This is a genomic window from Candidatus Bathyarchaeota archaeon, assembly GCA_026014465.1.
Lineage (GTDB): Archaea > Thermoproteota > Bathyarchaeia > Bathyarchaeales > Bathycorpusculaceae > JADGNF01.
Genome location: JAOZID010000004.1, coordinates 207,320 through 225,776 on the forward strand (window position 1 = coordinate 207,320; position 18,457 = coordinate 225,776).

Here is an 18,457-nt window from a genome sequence, read left to right on the forward strand (position 1 = left end):
TCTTATCTTCCCGCAAGTTTTTTGCTTAAATGATTCCTCAAGTACAATCCTGTGATGCATATTATCAAGAAAATTATTATTAGTGTTAATGCTCCTGCATAAATCACGTTATATGTGTTAACTAGGCCTACACCTCCATGGATGAAGTAATTTCGTACTTGTGATATCCATATCGGTAGGGCTGGCACGAACTGGTTAGTTCCAACAATGGATCCTGGAAGGCTCTTTGGCAGTGTAGGGCCAACTGTAAGCAGTATGACTGCTGTTTCTCCTATAGCTTTGCCTACACCTAATATTATGCCTGTTATAACTCCTGGACTTGCGGCATAAAGCGTGATTTTGCCGACGGTTTCCGATTTGGTTGCGCCTAAAGCATAAGAAGCTTCTCGGAAAGACTGCGGAACTGCCCTCATTGCCTCTTCGGCAACTCTGATGTTCCAAGGTAAAATCATCATCATCAATGCTAGCCCCCCTGATAATATGGATGCGCCAAAACCCAACTGGGTAACAAAAATTGCCGCCCCAACTAACCCTATAACGACTGAAGGGACTCCTGCAAGCGTTTCTATAAAGAAACGTATTATGTCTGTGAACATGTTTTTTGGTGCATATTCTGCAAGATAAACTGCGGCGCCCACTCCTAACGGAACAGCTATTATATCGCATATCACAACAAGCAACAACGAACCAATAACATAATCAGATAGACCGCCTAGTGGACGACCTGGAGCTTCTCCTGTTAATACTCTTTCTTCCATGGGTTGATCCCATGATCTGGTGATGAAGTCTAAGTTGGCGTATCCTGAACCTCTGATTGCAATATAAGCAAACATTCCAAATAGTATGATTAAACAAATTGCTCCCGCAAGTTTCAATCCGAAACGTACTGTAGCTTCAGTGGTTGTTGGTGTATCTTTGTCTGGGGTTCGTTTGTTGTTTATTAACCCTATTGTTGCTGCTACAACTAATAACGCTATGATTAAAACTGCAATCTGTATTTCTATTATGCCTGTGATTGCGACAATACCCATCGATACGGCTATGATGTATGATGTTTTCCATCCTAACGAGTGCCCTTCTATCAAGAGATATCCTACTGCAAATAAAGCGGTACATGGTATTAGCAGAAATGTTGCAGCGACAAAATCGCAGACAACTTCATTGAATATGCCTGTTGCTCCTGTTATGTTTTCGTCATGAACGTTATATGCCATGTACACGCAATGGTTTACAACAATAACCGCAAGAATTATAGCGACAACACTAAGTATGATGCCTGGTGCCAAGTTTCTTTTCTTTTTGCTCCTAATATACTGCAAAAACTGAGTTGGATACTTTGACAAATTCATTCTCTCACCTTCTTTATCGCCGCGCAGTTACTGTTTTTTCTCCGCTTTTACTTCCTGACACTATTATTCTTGTTACAATATTCAAAATTGCACATATGACGAAAAGAACAAATGCTATCCCGAAAACTGCGTGCCCGAATTCCCCATCAAGTCCAAAATCACTCTCTGCGGCTGTTAGCAATAGTGATGTAAGAACACTGGGGTCAGTAAATGGGCTAAGGGTGATGTCGGGACCTGGTTGTTTTACGCCTAATATGAAATAAATGGCCATTACTTCTCCAATTGCGGCTCCTAGTGCCAATATGATTGATGCAAGAATTCCAGATTTAGCGTAAGGCAATAACACCTTGCGGGTGGTTTGCCATTTCGTTGCCCCTAAGCCATATGCTGCTTCTCTTAATTCATTTGGGACCACTTTGATGGCGTCTTCCGAAACTGTTGATATTGTCGGTATCGCCATTATCCCTAAGACTATAAACGCTGCTATGGCCTGTACTTTAGGTGCCCACGTTATATACCTCTGAAGCGTTACAAGCACTATCGTGGCTCCTATTAATCCAAGTATTATAGATGGAAAACCTGACAGCATCTCTAAACTTGGCTTAATGAGGTTTCTAATTTTGGAGCTTGCAAATTCTGAAAGGTAAATTGCGCATGGGAGCCCTATTGCCGTCGCAATCAGCATTGCTGCTATTCCAATGTAAAGAGTCCAATACATGTATGGAATGATTCCGTATACTCCTTCATCACCTATGTGCGGTACCCACTTCATTCCAAATCCATTTGTCATCCAATCGATTAGCTGTGGTATTCCATTGGCTAATATCTCGGACAATATGATGAGAACTATGGCGATTGAGGAAACCGCACAAGCAAGCAGACCTATTTTAACTATTTTTTCTTTTAGAATTCTGCTGTCCAAAGTTTCCTCGCTTCCCCAATATCAGGAAGCATAAAGAGTACTCGTGGAAATATTAATTTCCTATTTATAATTGATAGTGAAATGCAAAAATTTGGTATTCTATAGAGTGATAATGCTGAAACTATTGTTTTGTTACTTATTACATAAAATATAACGATAATGAAGATATGTTTAGTGGCAAATTTAGATGCTGAACGGTAACCCGTTCAATACGAATTGAATATAATGGAGAAGGAGAAAAATTGAAAAATATAAAAATGACTATAATTTGCCTTAGTTTGATTGCTTTGATGGCTTTTGCGGCAACAGCAACTACAGCAAGCGCTGCTTTGATTAACAGCAACGGTCTAACTGCTAGAGGTTCTTCCACTCTCGCACCTGTATCCCAAGATGCAGGCGCAACTGACAAATTCCCAACCCACCTTGCTAACCTGGGCATAGGCTATGACACATCTTTTGCAATCACCACCCTCACTGGAGGAAGCGGCAACGCATTCAAAGGCGTATACAACACTGATGGAACACCTGCAGATGTAGGTCAAATGTCGCGCAATCCCAAAGTCAGCGAATGGGGAATGAGCGGTGCCGAAAATGTCCAGCTTTGGGCAGTTGGCTCTGACAGCATTGCCATAGTTATCAGCAGTGGTAATTCTTTCCTAAAACAAGACTTGACTGCTGCAGAGGTTGCTGACATATACTGCAACGCTTCTTACACCAATTGGGATGACCTTCCCGCAAACTACTTGGTCTCTGCTGCACCCGCTGTAGAAATCACAAGGATTATCCGCCCTGAATCCTCAGGAACCTTTGAATGCTTTGACAATTTCTTCTTAAGCTTGAACGGTTATGCACCCGCAGACATCCAGAGCCATATCACTCTAACTGACAACGCTGACGTATACGAATATATGACTATCAATTCTAACCGCGACTATGCAATCGGATTTATCGGTATGGGCTTCATGGAGATAGGCGGTCTTGTCGGAATAAACATCTACAACGCTGATACCCTACAGTATCATGCACCAACAAAAACAAACGTTATCAACGGTGTGTACAAAGCAGTTCGCACTCTCTGGGAAGTTACTGATGGTATTCCAACAACAACCAGCGATGACTACGTAAAATCAATCTGGGTCAGCTATCTAAGATTGCCAACAAACTACAACTCAACTGCAAGCTTGCTTGAATCAAACGGCTACATCCCAGTAAACCGTGCAGACATGGCTGGCGGTCAAGTCCTTGACGCTGAACTACAGCCCTACATAACAGCTGCAGGTCAAACTCAACAATACCCCGACGGCGCAGTTGACTTTGAAGACATTATCTACTTCGTACAGTCATACCTACGCTTCTACAGCGACAATGAGCTAAACCCCTATGCAAACATGAACGCTGATGCAACAGTTGACTTTAACGACATTCTACTGTTCATCCAGTCATACATCGCTTACTATTCCTAAAAACCCCTTTTCAACAAATGACAAACTCGTAATTGAGGAATGAAATATGAACATGATGAAAACTTTGAAAAAACCCTTAGTGACTTTGGCGTTAGTTTTCTTCCTGATGGCGCCAGCGTTGCTATCAGTAAACGTAGCAAATGCAGATACTGGAATAGCTACTGGTGATATCAGTGTAGTGTTCAGTGACAACGGTCTGGACACTATGACTGTGAGTGATGCCGTCGGCGATTACGTCGGTGTAGAAATCGCAGTCTCTGGTGCAACCAACCTACTAGGCTTCCACTTTGATCTCAGCTGGAACCCTGCAGTCCTAGACATTTATGGCGTCTATGAAGCAAAAACAAGCGTTGATCCCCCAGGTCCACCACCCGCATACGAAATGCCCTACATCGGAACCTCACCTAACCTTCTAGAAGATGAGGTAACTGGTCTCTTTGGCAGCAATCCATCTCTCTACAACCACACAGGCGGCTCTCTAAAAGACGGTCTTAGCCAATTCAGACTAAGCTCCCCACCAAGTGTAACAACTCTCTCAGAATTCCCCATAGCAACTGTCTGGTTTACAGTTGTTGGCAACGGCCAAAGTGACATAGTCATCTCCAACGCAGAAGTCTTCGACATTGAAGGCGCTGGTGCAGATGCAGGAGCAAACAGTGCAGTACTCACCGTGAACCCACCACCAACATTCATGACCGCTGATGAATTTGATGCAGCAAAAGACACATTCGCCCCTAGTGAAACAGTATACGCAGTCGGAACTGGTCTTCCTGTATCCACAACATACCCATTGTACGTCACTGAAGATGCTACCTGGGCTGACGGCATGGCAATCCCCGCAGGTGTCGTTGGTACTGCAACCAGCATCACCACTGACAGCAACGGCGATGTGGACGCAGTAATCTATGCTTCAGCACTACCTGGTCTATATGACGTAGTAGTAGACGTCAACCAAAACGGCGTATACGACGCAAACGTAGACATCCTCGTTGACAACGTTGTTACCACTGGCGGCTTTCTGGTTATCCCAGAATACACCCTTGGTGCACTCGCCGCACTCGCAGCATGCTTCGTAGCATTTGTTGCCTTTAAAAAAGGCAGCTTCTCAAAACGCATCTAAACTTGCTTCACAAACGTGAAAGCAACCTACCTTTCTTTTTTTGTAAAAACGCTTCAACAAATTATGCTTGTACTCCTCACAAAAATTTGGTTTTAACTCAAACCTTCTGCGGTTTTGCATTTTCCTTAAAAACCTGCGAAAACCCCAATTTTTGTCCAAACTCTGCTGTTTCGTATGCTTACATACCCGTCTAAATAAGACTGTGTTTCTAAAGTGTTGACTGTATTCTATATAGATAATACTAATTAGCTAAACTATGTCTAGCGTTATTGTTTCTTGGGGAATGGAGAAGCTTGAAACGCAGAAATAAACTTGGACTAACTTTATGTCTAATAATGATCTTGCCCATCTTAACTGCTGCATATTCGGTTAATGCTGCTGATCCAGCTATTGGAACAATGAGCGCCATATTTTACGATAATTCTTCTGACAGCCTAACCTTAACCGATGATATTGGCTACGAACTCTGGGTGAGTGTAGATATGACCGATGCATCTAATGTTTGGGCATATAACTTCATGCTTGATTGGAACCCGTCCGTACTGCAATTAACCTATGTTTATTCAGGTGACCCCGATTTAGGTGAGGCTCCTGAATGCAGTACAATGTATTCTGGTCTTAGCGAAAGCCTTAGGGATCAAATCACCGGAACCATAGACGGCGGTATTAGCTGCGTTCGGCTAGATAGCAACCCTACCAACCAGTCTGCTTTTGGCATGGTATGGCTGGGATTCACAATTATCGGCTATGGCACCAGTGATATAATTATTTCAGATGGTGATGTGCGAAACCCGGCTGGTCAATCCAGCACTGCGACAACAAACAGCGCATTTCTAACAGTGGCCAGCAGCGAAACTTTGTATACGTTAAGCGTTGCTTCTGATCATGCGTTAATTCCAATCGGCTCAGACCCTAACAGTGTACCTCAACCCTACGTTGACACAAATGGCATAACCCAGCACGTTTCTGGCACCGAAATCCCCTGCACTGCACCCAACATCGCCTATGAAAACAACCTCAAAAATTGGACCTGTATTGGCTGGACTGGTACAGGTTCAGTTTCGCCAACTGGCGAGGGGAACTCAACTACAATAACAATCACAGAAGATTCATCCATAACTTGGTTATGGGAACAAGTAGCCATACCTACTTCTACACCTTCCTCTTCGCCTACTCCCACGCCCAGCCCCACGTCTACTCCTGAACCTGTTTCCTTGTCCGTTTCTTCCGCGCATGGCGTTCCAAGTCCCGGTGCTGGAGTTCATGAATATGCTGATGGGGACTTTGTGACTGCATCCCTTACCGCAGCAACTACTGTAATTGATGGCGTTTCCTATAATTCGGTGACTGAAAACGGAATGATTTTTGTCTGTACAGGCTGGACTGGCACTGGTTCTGTTCCTGTAAGCGGCAGTGGTGTTTCTACAACTTTCACCATAACTCAAGACTCAAGCATAACCTGGAACTGGGTGCCGCTCATGTACACCATTGACATAAAAACAGACAGAGGCGGCCAGGGACTGAATGCTAATTCAAGCGCCTTTGGTCCAGAAGAAGAAGTAACCATCATCGCTCAGTTAAAGTCCTCTTTTGGAGGAGTTGCGGTGACGCAAAAATCAGTAGCGTTTAACATATACCTCAATGACAAGCAAGTTGCTTCGCGTATAGCAGTTACAAATAATGAGGGCATAGCTATTGCTTCATACAGGCTTCCTTGGTATGATGTAGACCCTACATCAGCATTTGGATTGGTTAAGATAAATTCGACAGTAAATGTCGGTGACGTGGCTTTAAGCGACTCATGTGTATTCCTGTATGATTATGTGCTTGAAACAGCCAATATCAAAATCACCAACAACAACGGTGAAGTCAACCCTACCTATGGACCGCATTTTAGCAGATACAGTGGTCCCTCTGTAAACGTAAATGTCACTGTTAGCAATCTTAACTGGAGCGCTGTAGCCGACCAGCAGACCAGCTTCTATATTTCAGGAACACTTTATGACTTCCATAACGTTCCAATATCCTACCAGCTTTTACCCCAAGCCATAAACAACCAAATAACCCCAACAACCATCCCCTACGACACAGTTAATGCTACCTTCACCCTGAATTTACCCATACCCAGTTATGCTTTCGTTGGTCCAGCAACACTTTACATCAACATACACACTGACAATCCCGCGGTCGGGGGTCTGCCTTTGTGCCCAGAAAAATCTGTCATATTGATGATAGATGCTGAGCCGTGATGGAAATGAAAGCAAAATATCTAATTCCTTTTCTTCTAATCCCTTTACTTCTGCTTAGCTTTCTCTCAACCTCGGCTCTCGCATTTAATCTAGACCTTACCATTACACCCAGCAATCAAACCTACTGCGGATACAGCACCGCAACTCTTAACGGCACCTTACACTGCAACGACCTAAACGTAAATGACGGCATAGTCGGATTACAAGTTCAAGACTCAAACCAAAACACCATAATTACCCACTCTATCAAAACTGGAACAAAATCGCCTTCACCTTTGCCTGTTCATATTAATTCAGCGTATTTATCTGACATGTCCGCAAACCCCCAAGACAGCATTTCGGCAGGCACCTTGGGTTGTTTTGCTGTAAACATCGCTAACAATGATAACGTTGGGCATACAATGTTGGTGACAATCACTGTTTATGACAGTGCTGGTATACCTGTTGCTCACGTTTTTGGTACGCCTTCACTTGTGGCAGGTGCGACTGGTACAGCTCTTCTAAGCATCCAAATCCCAACTGGGGCACACACAGGAATAGCCTATGGTTATGCGAACACGTATTCGGGTTGGCCAAGTGAAGGCGGCTTCCCCATGGGACTTGAAGCTTCATTCAACTTCACCATAACAAACGGTGCCCCCGAAAACGTTGCGAGCTTTCCCCAAAGCAACGGCTCTCAAGGCAGCTACTACCATTCCTTCAATCTTCCCCTGACAGGTCCAGATGATTGCGTCTACACAGTTTTTGCTTCCTCATCCTACTGTGGCGAGAACGCGTTTGCTACTGCCGCCTTTAACGTTTTATTCTCTGACTTCACTGGTGATAATGCTGTGACCTATGCTGACGTTGATGCCTTCGAAAACGCCTACATCCAATACAATACTGATCATGTTTTTGATTCGTCCTTTGATTTAAACGGCGATGGAAAACTGGATTTTAATGACCTGTTTCTCTTTGCCACTTGTTATGTTACTGCTAATGGGAGTTTTACCTAAAATGAAAATAAAACTAAATGTAATTGTGTTGTTAACTTCCCTTGTATTTCTATCACTGATGTTTCCCTATTTGCCTGCTTCTTCTGCTCAAACACAACCAGTTGTTGCTCTAGACCCGCCTTCTTACACCGCTACTGAAGTCGGAGAGGTCTTCACCATGAACATGACAATCTCTGATGTGGAAGACCTTTGGGCTTGGCACACTGAGATAACTTGGGACCCAGACTGCATAGAGCTGCTTGAAGCGCCCATAGAAGGCGAATTCTTAACCGACAGCAGTACCACCCTTTTTGTGACTATGGACCCAAGTAATGGCACAATAAACAGCGGTGTTACCAGCACTATTCTCTCCTCTAAGACGGGAGTGAGCGGAAGCGGCGTACTTGCTTCCTTTAACTTCAAAGTCATAAAACAATGCTCAGGTACGCCAGTAACACTTTTCAACATTAGTTTACGTTCCCCTAACACTCAAGGTAACCCTAGTTTTCCTGCACCGTATATAACACCAGTTTCAGACTCCTTCACTGGAGCAGTTACTCTTATAGTACCTGGACCTCCAGTTGCAAGCGCAGGCAAGGACCAGACAGTGCCTCAGGGAACTTCCGTAGTTCTTAATGGTTCCCAATCTATTTCAACAGGAGAAAACCCGATCTATACTTGGACTTTCATGGATGGCACTGTGCAAACGCTGGAAGGCGAACTTGTAGATTACGTGTTTGATGCTTCAGGAGACCATGAAGTTACTTTGACTATAACCGATTCACTTGGCACAGACAGTGACACCGTTACAATTACGGCATTGGATACTTTGCCCCCTGTTGCAGTGATATCTTCTGATGGCGCGCCTGTATCCCAACCAGTTACACTTGATGTTGGCGGGTCAATACTTTTAGACGGGTCTAGAAGTTACGATCCAGAGAACGGCACAATAATTGCGTACCATTGGGACCCAGGAAATAAGGACATAGGAACCACCGTGACGAAAAACTGCACTTATCTAACTGCTGGAACGTACACCGTACTGCTAACCGTTTTTGATGCTGAACGCAATAACAGCACGGCTTCGGTCACAGTGTATGTAGGACAAACTTCAGATGCATCTGGAAGTCCTGGTAATACCTATGCTCCAAGCCAAAATCCTAATCAATCGCCTGCTCAAGAATCCTTCGCTGCTATGCCCCCTGCGATGATAGGCATTTTAGTTGCGGTTACGGTGTTTACTCTGGCAGGGTCTATCTCTTGGTTGAAGAAACGGAAATGATTGCTTTTGTATTTCTGTTCCTTCCTCATTTTTGAGAGACGTATGGCCTGATTTTTCTATATAGTGTATTTTTGTCTCAATAATCTATTTCACTAGTCTAATATGTGAAAATCAGGTAGGAAAAAAAGGATGCTCATGAAGCGCTCTGTTACTGCCTTGTTCATCGTGTTAGCCCTTACAGTGAGTTCTATAACCCTCAATCCAGTTTATGCTGACGAACCACCAACAATAAGCGTTGAACCTTCCACCTTGCAGTTAACCTCCGACCAAATCGGAGAAACAGTCCAAATAGACATCGTTGTAACCAACGTTAACAACCTCTGGTGTTGGAACATCAACACCTTAAGATTCAACTCTGCTGTCCTCAACCTTACCCACGTCGAAGAAGGGTCCTTCCTAAACAGTTACGGCGAAACTCTCTTCCTCTGGACTGAACAAGCTCCTGAAATCCAAGAAGGGACTATTCCAGAATTATCCTGCCTTCTGCTTAGCACCAACAGTGTTAACGGCAGCGGAACAATTCTCACTCTATCCTTCGAAGTAGTAGGTTTAGGCGAGTCACAAATTACATTCACCCAAGCAATCCTAATGGAGATCATTATCAACGAAGGAGTTGAAAGCTACAACGAAATAGACTTTGTTACAAAAAACGGAAGCATAACCGTTGACACGTATTCTCCTGTGGTTTCGTCTACGCCTAGTTCTTCTGTTTCGGGTTCTCCTGATGAATCCTCTGTTTCAGACCTAACGCTGGCCTATGCTGGAGCAGTTGTTGTAATAGTCTTGGTTTTGGCTGTCGTGTTTTGGTTAGACAAAAAGCCTAATCGTCTTGGTGCTCATTTTTGGCGTTCTGGTTAACGGTCTTAGCTGGCTTTTTGTGTGTTATTTGGTTTTTGCCTTGTTTTTGGCTGGAACCCTTGCCTGTTTTTGGTGATGTGTTTTCTATTTATGTTATCTGATTTGAGTTGTGTTCTACTGGTTTCTACATAGTCTATTTACTGAAGACACAAATAATTAGCAGCAAACTATCGCTGGGGTGCAATGTGTACTATTAGTGTTCATGAAAGAGAGGGCTTCGCTTTAGCTGTAAGCATTTCCTCTTTGACTGAACATGTTCTAAACTGTATGTGGAGTTGATTGCTACGAGAAAGACTTTGGTGGTAAGCCTTAGTTTAGTTGCTTTACTTGTGTTGTCTACCGTTTTGGTTTCTAGCAGTAATGCGGCTGGTGTTGCTACTGGAACGATTAGTGTAGTGAAACAGGGCACAACCAACGTTTCAATTATTACGGCGGGGTCTGATTCTATAAACAGCTATGTTACTGTTGATTTGTACATCACTGGTGCATCTGGAGTTTGGGCTTGGTCAACTGATATTAGCTGGAATCCACACGTACTGCAATTAGCCGATGTTAACGAAGGATCATTTCTCAAAAGTAACCCCAATAGCAACACTTTTCTTGGTGGTGATACCGCAACCACATGGGATAATGAGAACGGTACAACCAAGGGTGGTATAACTTGTACTCGCTGGGTTACTTCTGCGACAGGTAACACTGAAGGCGTTTTAGCCTCACTGGTTTTCCTAGTCACAGGTTCTGGGAGTAGTGAACTTACTCTATCAAATGCTTACCTGATTGATGTGCGAATGTCCACAGAAGTCCATGCTGACCCGCGGGACTTTTATAGTGATGCAGGCACGAATGACGCGGTTGTTGTAGTTCAGTCTTCGTCCTCTGCAGTTTACAATGTTGCTTTTGAGCAGGTTGGTCTTCCTTTGGGTACTGAGTGGTCCGTGCATTGTGGTGGGCAGTCTTTGTCGTCGACTACTTCTACTGTTTCTTTTTCTTTGTGGAGTGGTTCTTTTTCGTACTCTGTTGAGGTACCTTCGGGTTATTCGGCTACTCCCTCGTCTGGAACTGTTGAAGTTAGCAATGCTGCTAAGACTGTTTCAATAGAGGTTGCACTTACTGAAGGATATGCTGTCGTTTTCAATCAGTCTGGTCTTCCTTTGGGTACTGAGTGGTCTGTAACCTGTGGTGGTCAAACTTTGTCGTCAAACGCTTCCAGCCTCCCTTTCATCTTCGAAGCTGGTTCTTATTCCTACTCTGTTGACGTCCATGCAGGTTATGAGGTTACTCCGTCATCTGGAACTGTTAAGGTCACTAATACCAATCAAACTATATACCTCACTTTTAAGGCTGGCGCGGGTGCCACTACTCTTACTTTTGAGCAGACTGGTCTTCCCTCTGGTGTGGCGTGGTATGTGACTTGTAATAATAAATCCTTGTCGTCAACTACTTCCAAGCTTGCTTTCGTGCTTGAAGCTGGCTCTTATCAGTACCTTGTTGAGAACGTTTCAGGTTACGTGGCTACTCCATCGTCTGGAAATATCACCGTTACTGATTCTGATTTGACTGTTTCCATAACTTTTGCGCTTTCTGCTGATGCATATAACGGTTCGGGGCTTGTCGTGGATGTTTTCACTGGTCGCGGTGGCAATGGACCAAGGGCTGTTGCGGGTGCTTATGGCCCTCAAGAGTTGATACAGATGTACGCTCTTGTCCAGCTTAACGATGCTCCAGTTGCCAGCCAAGATGTTAGTTTCTCTGTCCAAGATGCTGCTGGCTCAACAATAACTCTTAGAATTGGACGGACAAACGCGACCGGACACGCCTGCGTGGACTACCGTTTACCCTGGCCCGATACTGATAACCCTGAAAGCTTGTTTGGAACCTGGTCAATAACCGCCTTAGCAACTGTCTCCCAAATGCCCCCAGCAAATGATACTGCTCCTTTCACATACAACTACTTGGTTAAAACAGCGGGTGTCCAGTTACCTGGAAACGTACAAAGAGGCTCTACGTTAGAACTTACTGTACCCGTTCAGAACATAGCAGGCTCGTCAATGCGGTCTGCTGTTTCCGTTACGGTATACGACGAAGTTAAAACTCCCATAGGCTCCTTTGTTGCAGCAAAAACCGAGTTAACAAACAGTACCAACGTGGACGTCAACATTGCAATACCTTCTTGGGCGTTCATCGGCGAAGCCACAGTTTACGTTGACATCTTAACCGACGAACCCCACGCAGGCGGAGTACCATACTGTCCCGAAACCATTGTCCATTTCCAAATTATCCCCTAAAACCCTTACAACTACCCTGTGCCTGTTGGCTAAACTAAACTGCCTAAAAGTGAGAAAAGATGAAGCAAAGAAGTCTCATAATTACGGTGACGGCGATTCTTCTAGTTGTTTCTGTTCCTTTTGTGCTTTTTAGCGAAGCAAGCACTGCAGCAGCTGCTATGACGCCCCTAGCATCTGTTGATGCAACGGCTTCGGGGACAAACCCTGAATTAATCGGCCTTGACGTGTTCACTAACACCGGTGGTGTGGGTTCAAACGTTAATAGTGGTCCTTATGTACCCCAGAGTATAGTGCAAATATGCGCTGAAGTCACATACCGAAACGTTTCCTTAGTCAATCAGGATGTTGCCTTCTCTGTTAATTATCCTAATGGCTCACGTGCTTTCTTTAGAAGCGCCCGAACCGACTCTGCTGGTCTTGCTCTATTTGACTTTCGAATGCCCGCTGCAAATGTAGCTGAATCCGAAGGAATCTTTGGTCTTTGGTCTGTTACTGCCTCTGTGGACGTTGCTGACGTAAACCTTGGTGACGTAGCGTTTTTCCCTTTAAACAAAATGAACACATTTAGTTTAATCCAGGCTGACGGTCTTATTAACCGCGGAGAAACCTTCAAAATCACTCTCGATATGAGTACCCTCAAAGACTCCTTTTTGTGGTCTGACCTAGACATAACAGTATTTGACCACGAACAAGTACCCCTTGGCTTCTTCACCCAAAAAAACACCCCTGCATCACAAGATGAAACCACAATTACCGCAACAATCTACATCCCCGAATGGGCTTTCACTGGACAAGCAACAGCCCACATCTGTTTCCTATCCGACTCGTCCGACTCAAACAGCGTGCCCCTCACCCCCGAGGTCATATACACTTTCCTGATACGCTCCTGATTCTTGGAAACCGCCCGTTACCCGCGTGGCTAAAACTCCAAACTGTCCTTGGAAAACTTTGCTTTGAAGTGAAGTGCAAACGGGTTATCAAAAACTGAGTTTATCTGATAGTAACCTAAGATTATTTGTTGCTGCAGCTGCTTTTTGATTCTTAGTTTAGTTATTGTGCAGGTGGAGTGTGTTTTAGCTGTTTATTTCTTTTTGGTTGTTTAGTTTTGTTGTCGTTTAGGGTTTTTTTGACTGGGTTGGTGTGGTGTTTTCGTCAAATTTTGTTAGAACGAAGTAGAGCATGGTTAAGTTGATTATTGTTCCGAAGACTGATGAGGGTGAGCCTCCTGCGCCTGAGAGCATGAACTGGATAACTTGAAGCGCGGTTGATACTAGAAGAATTACTGCTGTTGCTATGCGGGCCAGTGCGTGTCTAATCCATAATCCAAGACCCACAAGCAGCAGGTTAATTCCAATGACCCAACTGGCTATGCCAATAGTTGTTAGGCTGCACTTTGCTAATTCGCTTATCAAAATGGGAATTCCTGGAATCCACTCAATGATTGAAATTACTGCTTGGACGCTACTGCGGTGGACGCTTGGATCCGATATGGTTTCCCCTACAACCATGAGGTAAACCCCTGAAACAAGCAGCATCACCCCCAAAGTGATAATCACTATCGAAAGTATGTCTGTTATTTCAGTTTTGTTGTCCAAGTATTCTCTCAATTTTTCCCTTGTTCTTTCCAGCATTTCTCTCACGTTAGTACAGATTCTATTGTTAAATTGAGAACTGTTTCCGCTATGTCGTTTGCATATTCTGCGGTTCTTTTGATGCTCTCAATAATTAAGCGCAACGCCGTCGCTTCCTCTGTGTCTTTCTGCGTTGCCGATGATGCTACGGCTTCTTTTTCTAACTCTTTTACTTCTTTGATTTTTTCTATGAGGCTTTCTGCATTGTTGTAGTCCTGCCTAAACAGTGAATCTATGGCGGTTTCAAACATGCTTATGGCTGTGGTGCTCATTTTTTCGAGGACTTCAACTGTTTTTTTGTCTAATTCATGTTTGAGCGTTAACGTGTTTTCAGCTATGTTTACGGCGTGGTCTGCTGTACGCTCTACAGCTTTGGTTACTAACCGGTAGCATAAGCTGTCTTTTCCACTTGACAACCCAACTTCTTTAGCTAAACGCGGATTTTGGATAGCCATCTTAAGCTGCCTGATTACATACAAGTTGAAACGGTCTACTTCGTTATCTGTAGCTATCACTTCTTTTGCCAAGGTGTGGTCGTTGTTTTTTATGGCTGTTATGGCGTCTTTGTGCATGGACGCGGTTATTATGCTCATTCTTCTAAGAACATTTTGTACTGTTAACTCGGGGTAACTTAGGAGAACTTGAAGGCTTATCTGCGATGATGTATCATTTACGATTTCTGTACCCACAAGCATGTGACGAACAAAAATTTTGATTTCATGCCTTTGCTTCAAAGATAACTGCTTCGCCGCAACTTGCTTCCCAACCTTTATGTAAATCGAGTTAAACCCTGCCAAATAAGCAGATATCGTTTTTCGCGTAACAGTTTCTGTTTTGTCTTTAGGCGAAACTTTGATTGCTGCTTGGTCTAGTTTTTTGTGTATGGTTGAGTTGGGTGGAATAATTATCAATGTGCCGTTTTCTTCTTGACGTAGCTTTATGAAACTGCCTCTTTCAAGTTGGTTTTGGTTTATCCACCTCTTTGGCAGTGAGATGATAAAGGTGGAGCCTCCTGTAAACTGTACTTTTCTTGTTTCTTCGTTTTGGTTAGTCTGCAACCCCGAAAACCCTCTGGTTCCTTTCTCCTAATGAGTTGTAGTGATGAGGAGAATTATATGATAAATTTTTTGTCTATATAGTTTGTATATTCGATAATAGTCTATTGTGGCTATTGTGGGAATTGATATAACCTGTTCCTTTGTATTTGTTGGTCAATTTACGGAGCGTCAGCAATGTCTTTGAATCCTGGTTGGCAACTAAGTCGCAAACATTTGCTGTTCAACTCTTTGTTTGGAGGCAGTTTTTTTGCTTAAAGTAGAAACTGAAAATTTCAATTTGTGGTTCAAATCAAATCATGTCCTTAGAGACGTAAACTTTGAAGTCAAAGAAAACGCCGTCACCGCCATAATGGGACCCTCAGGCTGCGGCAAATCCACCCTTATTCGTTCAATCAACCGAATGAACGACTTCATCATTGGATGCCGCACAGTTGGCTCAATATTTCTTGATGGAGAAAACGTTTACAGCAACAAAAGTAACGTTTACGATTTAAGGCGCCGCGTGGGTATGGTGTTTCAAAAGCCTAATCCTTTTCCTAAGTCCATATATGATAACGTTGCTTTTGGGCCTAGGCTTCATAAGACTGCTAAGGGTGAGCAGCTTGATGCTCTTGTTGAAAGGAGCCTTCGCGGAGCGGGGTTGTGGAGTGAAGTTAAAGACCGCCTAAAGGATAGTGCTCTTACTTTGTCGGGTGGTCAGCAACAGCGGCTTTGCATATCCCGAGCTTTGGCAGCTGAACCTGAAGTTATCTTGATGGATGAACCCTGTAGCGCTTTAGACCCACAGTCAACAGCCACCATCGAATCCCTAGTCTTAAAACTAAAAAAAGACTACACTGTAATAATTGTCACCCACAACCTACAACAAGCAGCTCGCGTCTCCGACTACACCGCTTTCATGTACGTTGGCGAACTTGAAGAATACGGCGAAACCAAACAAGTCTTCGAAAACCCACAAAGCGAACTAACCCAAAGATACATATCTGGAAAATTCGGGTAAACACACAAGTTGTGGTGCCCAATGGCTGCCTATTTTTCCTTTCCTGTTTTTCGGGGCGTCTTTTCTGATGCATTATAAGGCTTGTTTTTTGGTCGTGATTGTTTACGGCTCTGTTTTTTTGGCTATTTTTCTTTAGAGTTTTTTTGGATTCAGTATCAAACAGTATAAAAAAGGCGAGTTTTGATTTATTTCCTGCAGAGGAGAAGAGATGCCCTTGGCTGTGATGGCAGGGTTGGAGATATTATGTATTGGAAATGAATTGCTTATCGGCAAAGTGTTAAACACTAACGCTTCTTGGTTGGGAAAACGTTCTACAGAGTTAGGCGTGAACGTAAACCGTATAACCGTTGTTGCCGACATCGTAGATGATATAGCGGCGGCTATTCGTGAAGCTGTGGCGCGAAAACCCAAGTTTATTTTGACCACTGGCGGTTTGGGTCCAACTTTTGATGACAAAACCTTGCAGGGTCTTGCCTTGGCTCTTAACCGTAGCTTAAGTGTTGACGAAGAAGCCCTGCGTATGGTTAAAGAGAAATGCTCCAAATTCTCGTTGGATGTACATCCTGAACAGATTTCGTCTGCGCCCCGTGTTAAAATGGCAACTCTCCCTCAGGGAACAACTCCCGTTGCTAACCCTATTGGAGCTGTACCTGGGGTTCGTGTGAATATTGACGGCGTGGTTTTAGTGGCGTTGCCTGGTGTGCCTGCTGAGGTGGAGGCTATATTCGATGCGTACGTTGCGTCTTTGCTTGCAGAAGCCGGAGGCGGCGTTAGGTTCTACGAAAAAAGCGTTTATGTCCTGCAAATCATGGAATCCGTTTTAGCTCCTTTGATTGATGAAGTGATGCAGTTGCATCCTCTTGTTTATGTTAAGTCGCATCCTAACGGTAAAGAAAATAAGCCGTGTCTTGAGCTTCATCTTTCTACTTCAGGAAAACCTTTGGATAATCCTCAAGAACGTCTAGATAAAGCCTCAGAGAAACTTGTAGAGTATATTGTGAAGTCAGGTGGAAAAATAGATGAACGTTCCTAATTCATCATTCATAACCCCCATAAACTATTGTGGCGTAAAAATTCTTGCGGATGTGGAAGCGCTATGAGAACCAAGTATGTACACGCTATAGTAGTGTTCGCTGTTGCTGTGTTGACTTCTGTTTGTGTTATGCCGCAAAGCTACGCGCAGGACACACATCTCACTTACCAGTTAATCAATCACGAGGACGGAACATTTTCTCATAACCTAAACGTAGTAATCCCCGCATCTCTAAACAACCACTACAGCAGTCTTAATCACCGTTCTTCATCTGATACCGACTTTCCAAAGTTCGTTACGCCCTATGCCCTACAGCCCGTTGCTGACTGCCTTAGACAGATTTACCCTAATGACGAGGACTTTGCAAACGGGGTTCTTACTTTGGTTCATCAGATACCTTACGAGGAAACTTTGGAAGCATACTACGCTGTTGAGACCATGCTGAGAAACAAGGGCGATTGTGATCTTTTGGCTATAATTGCTGCTTCAGTTTTGATTGCAGGCGGCTTAGACGTAGTGCTTCTGCATTACGTGGCTGAGGAACACATGAACATTGGTATCCACCTTGATGAAGTGCCCCAGGACGCCCGTTCAAGGGTCTACTCTTTAACAAACGACGGCGTAACATATTATGTTGCAGAATGCACTACCCCAAACTGGCAACAAGGCTGGCGGGTCGGTGAATGCCCCAACGACTTAAAGGATGTTTCTTTGCGAATACTGCCGTTGGATGACTACGAGCAAATTGCTCCTGGGCAGGTTTCTGCCAGCTTCGAGAAGCTAGAAGCAACCACCTTGGACATATCGGTTTCACCTACCTTCACCACTCAAGGCAGCAGCATAACCGCGCAGGGTCAACTATCCCCCATCATAGCTGACCAAGAAGTAACCCTGTACTGCAGTTTCAATGGCGGCTCTTGGGAAGTTTTAAACACCGTATTATCCCAAACAAACGGCAGCTTCACTTACACATGGGCATCCGACGACACTGGACTGCTGGACATACGCGCAAGCTGGATAGGCAACGAACAATATGCAGGAACAACAAGCCAAACCCAAAACACCATAATCCTACCGCTATACCTCATCGGAATTGCAGCCATCGCAACAATCGCAATCGTCATCAGCATCACGGTTGTCATACGAACAAGACGCAAACGCCCTAAACTCGACCTTTCATCCGCGGTAACTGCACCTGAAGACCCCGCTCCTCCACAGATGTGAAGCCAACAA

The 18,457-nt window shown here is 44.1% G+C and carries 15 protein-coding genes; 11 read left to right on the forward strand and 4 right to left on the reverse strand.

Annotated elements, in window-relative coordinates:
• Positions 1–2: 2 nt before the first annotated feature.
• Complete coding sequence (gene pstA, locus NWF04_01050) at positions 3–1,349, reverse strand: phosphate ABC transporter permease PstA (GenBank protein ID MCW4005176.1); 1,347 nt, start codon at positions 1,347–1,349, stop codon at positions 3–5.
• Positions 1,350–1,362: 13 nt separating this feature from the next.
• Entirely contained in the window at positions 1,363–2,271 is a 909-nt protein-coding gene (gene pstC / locus NWF04_01055; GenBank protein ID MCW4005177.1) for a phosphate ABC transporter permease subunit PstC, read from the reverse strand.
• A 242-nt stretch (positions 2,272–2,513) separates the two neighbouring features.
• Between pstC and NWF04_01060 the strand changes: the two genes are divergently transcribed.
• The 8 genes from NWF04_01060 (at position 2,514) to NWF04_01095 (ending at position 13,392) form a co-directional block, all read left to right on the forward strand.
• Entirely contained in the window at positions 2,514–3,734 is a 1,221-nt protein-coding gene (locus NWF04_01060; protein MCW4005178.1) for a substrate-binding domain-containing protein, read from the forward strand.
• 46 nt (positions 3,735–3,780) lie between these two features.
• Positions 3,781–4,854, forward strand: coding sequence for a hypothetical protein (locus tag NWF04_01065; protein ID MCW4005179.1), 1,074 nt, complete (start codon positions 3,781–3,783; stop codon positions 4,852–4,854).
• 398 nt (positions 4,855–5,252) lie between these two features.
• The gene (locus NWF04_01070) at positions 5,253–7,103 is read left to right on the forward strand and encodes a hypothetical protein (GenBank protein MCW4005180.1); all 1,851 of its coding nucleotides are present in this window, start codon (positions 5,253–5,255) and stop codon (positions 7,101–7,103) included.
• Between the two features lie 5 nt (positions 7,104–7,108).
• On the forward strand, positions 7,109–8,098 hold the full coding sequence (locus tag NWF04_01075) for a hypothetical protein (protein MCW4005181.1): 990 nt from the start codon (positions 7,109–7,111) through the stop codon (positions 8,096–8,098).
• 1 nt (position 8,099) lies between these two features.
• Entirely contained in the window at positions 8,100–9,359 is a 1,260-nt protein-coding gene (locus NWF04_01080) for a PKD domain-containing protein (protein ID MCW4005182.1), read from the forward strand.
• A gap of 129 nt (positions 9,360–9,488) precedes the next feature.
• Positions 9,489–10,217 carry a cohesin domain-containing protein gene (locus tag NWF04_01085; protein MCW4005183.1) on the forward strand — a complete coding sequence of 243 codons (729 nt, stop codon included), beginning with the start codon at positions 9,489–9,491 and terminating at the stop codon, positions 10,215–10,217.
• Positions 10,218–10,516: 299 nt separating this feature from the next.
• Positions 10,517–12,502: a hypothetical protein gene (locus tag NWF04_01090; GenBank protein ID MCW4005184.1), complete on the forward strand. Its 1,986-nt coding sequence runs from the start codon at positions 10,517–10,519 to the stop codon at positions 12,500–12,502.
• 59 nt (positions 12,503–12,561) lie between these two features.
• Positions 12,562–13,392 (forward strand): hypothetical protein, encoded by an 831-nt coding sequence (locus NWF04_01095; protein MCW4005185.1) that lies wholly within the window; start codon positions 12,562–12,564, stop codon positions 13,390–13,392.
• Positions 13,393–13,617: 225 nt separating this feature from the next.
• On the opposite strand, the gene NWF04_01100 is transcribed toward NWF04_01095, so the two are convergent.
• A complete protein-coding gene (locus NWF04_01100) occupies positions 13,618–14,097 on the reverse strand; it encodes a hypothetical protein (protein ID MCW4005186.1) in 480 nt (159 codons plus the stop codon).
• Between the two features lie 41 nt (positions 14,098–14,138).
• Positions 14,139–15,191 (reverse strand): phosphate uptake regulator PhoU, encoded by a 1,053-nt coding sequence (locus NWF04_01105; protein MCW4005187.1) that lies wholly within the window; start codon positions 15,189–15,191, stop codon positions 14,139–14,141.
• A gap of 247 nt (positions 15,192–15,438) precedes the next feature.
• Here NWF04_01105 and pstB point away from each other — a divergent pair, with 247 nt between their 5' ends.
• The 3 genes from pstB to NWF04_01120 all read left to right on the forward strand — a co-directional run bounded on the left by pstB (position 15,439) and on the right by NWF04_01120 (position 18,448).
• Positions 15,439–16,191 (forward strand): phosphate ABC transporter ATP-binding protein PstB, encoded by a 753-nt coding sequence (gene pstB / locus NWF04_01110; protein ID MCW4005188.1) that lies wholly within the window; start codon positions 15,439–15,441, stop codon positions 16,189–16,191.
• A 208-nt stretch (positions 16,192–16,399) separates the two neighbouring features.
• Positions 16,400–17,224, forward strand: a complete 825-nt coding sequence (locus tag NWF04_01115; GenBank protein MCW4005189.1) for a molybdopterin-binding protein — start codon at positions 16,400–16,402, stop codon at positions 17,222–17,224.
• Between the two features lie 63 nt (positions 17,225–17,287).
• The gene (locus NWF04_01120; GenBank protein MCW4005190.1) at positions 17,288–18,448 is read left to right on the forward strand and encodes a hypothetical protein; all 1,161 of its coding nucleotides are present in this window, start codon (positions 17,288–17,290) and stop codon (positions 18,446–18,448) included.
• The last annotated feature ends 9 nt before the right edge of the window (positions 18,449–18,457 follow it).

Excerpts from the sequence above, each read along its gene's own strand:
- pstA (MCW4005176.1), bottom strand. The coding sequence starts at position 1,349 with ATGAATTTGTCAAAGTATCCAACTCAGTTTTTGCAGTATATTAGGAGC.
- NWF04_01065 (MCW4005179.1), top strand. The coding sequence starts at position 3,781 with ATGAACATGATGAAAACTTTGAAAAAACCCTTAGTGACTTTGGCGTTA.
- NWF04_01070 (MCW4005180.1), top strand. The coding sequence starts at position 5,253 with ATGAGCGCCATATTTTACGATAATTCTTCTGACAGCCTAACCTTAACC.
- NWF04_01075 (MCW4005181.1), top strand. The coding sequence starts at position 7,109 with ATGAAAGCAAAATATCTAATTCCTTTTCTTCTAATCCCTTTACTTCTG.
- NWF04_01080 (MCW4005182.1), top strand. The coding sequence starts at position 8,100 with ATGAAAATAAAACTAAATGTAATTGTGTTGTTAACTTCCCTTGTATTT.
- NWF04_01085 (MCW4005183.1), top strand. The coding sequence starts at position 9,489 with ATGCTCATGAAGCGCTCTGTTACTGCCTTGTTCATCGTGTTAGCCCTT.
- NWF04_01095 (MCW4005185.1), top strand. The coding sequence starts at position 12,562 with ATGAAGCAAAGAAGTCTCATAATTACGGTGACGGCGATTCTTCTAGTT.
- NWF04_01115 (MCW4005189.1), top strand. The coding sequence starts at position 16,400 with ATGCCCTTGGCTGTGATGGCAGGGTTGGAGATATTATGTATTGGAAAT.
- NWF04_01120 (MCW4005190.1), top strand. The coding sequence starts at position 17,288 with ATGAGAACCAAGTATGTACACGCTATAGTAGTGTTCGCTGTTGCTGTG.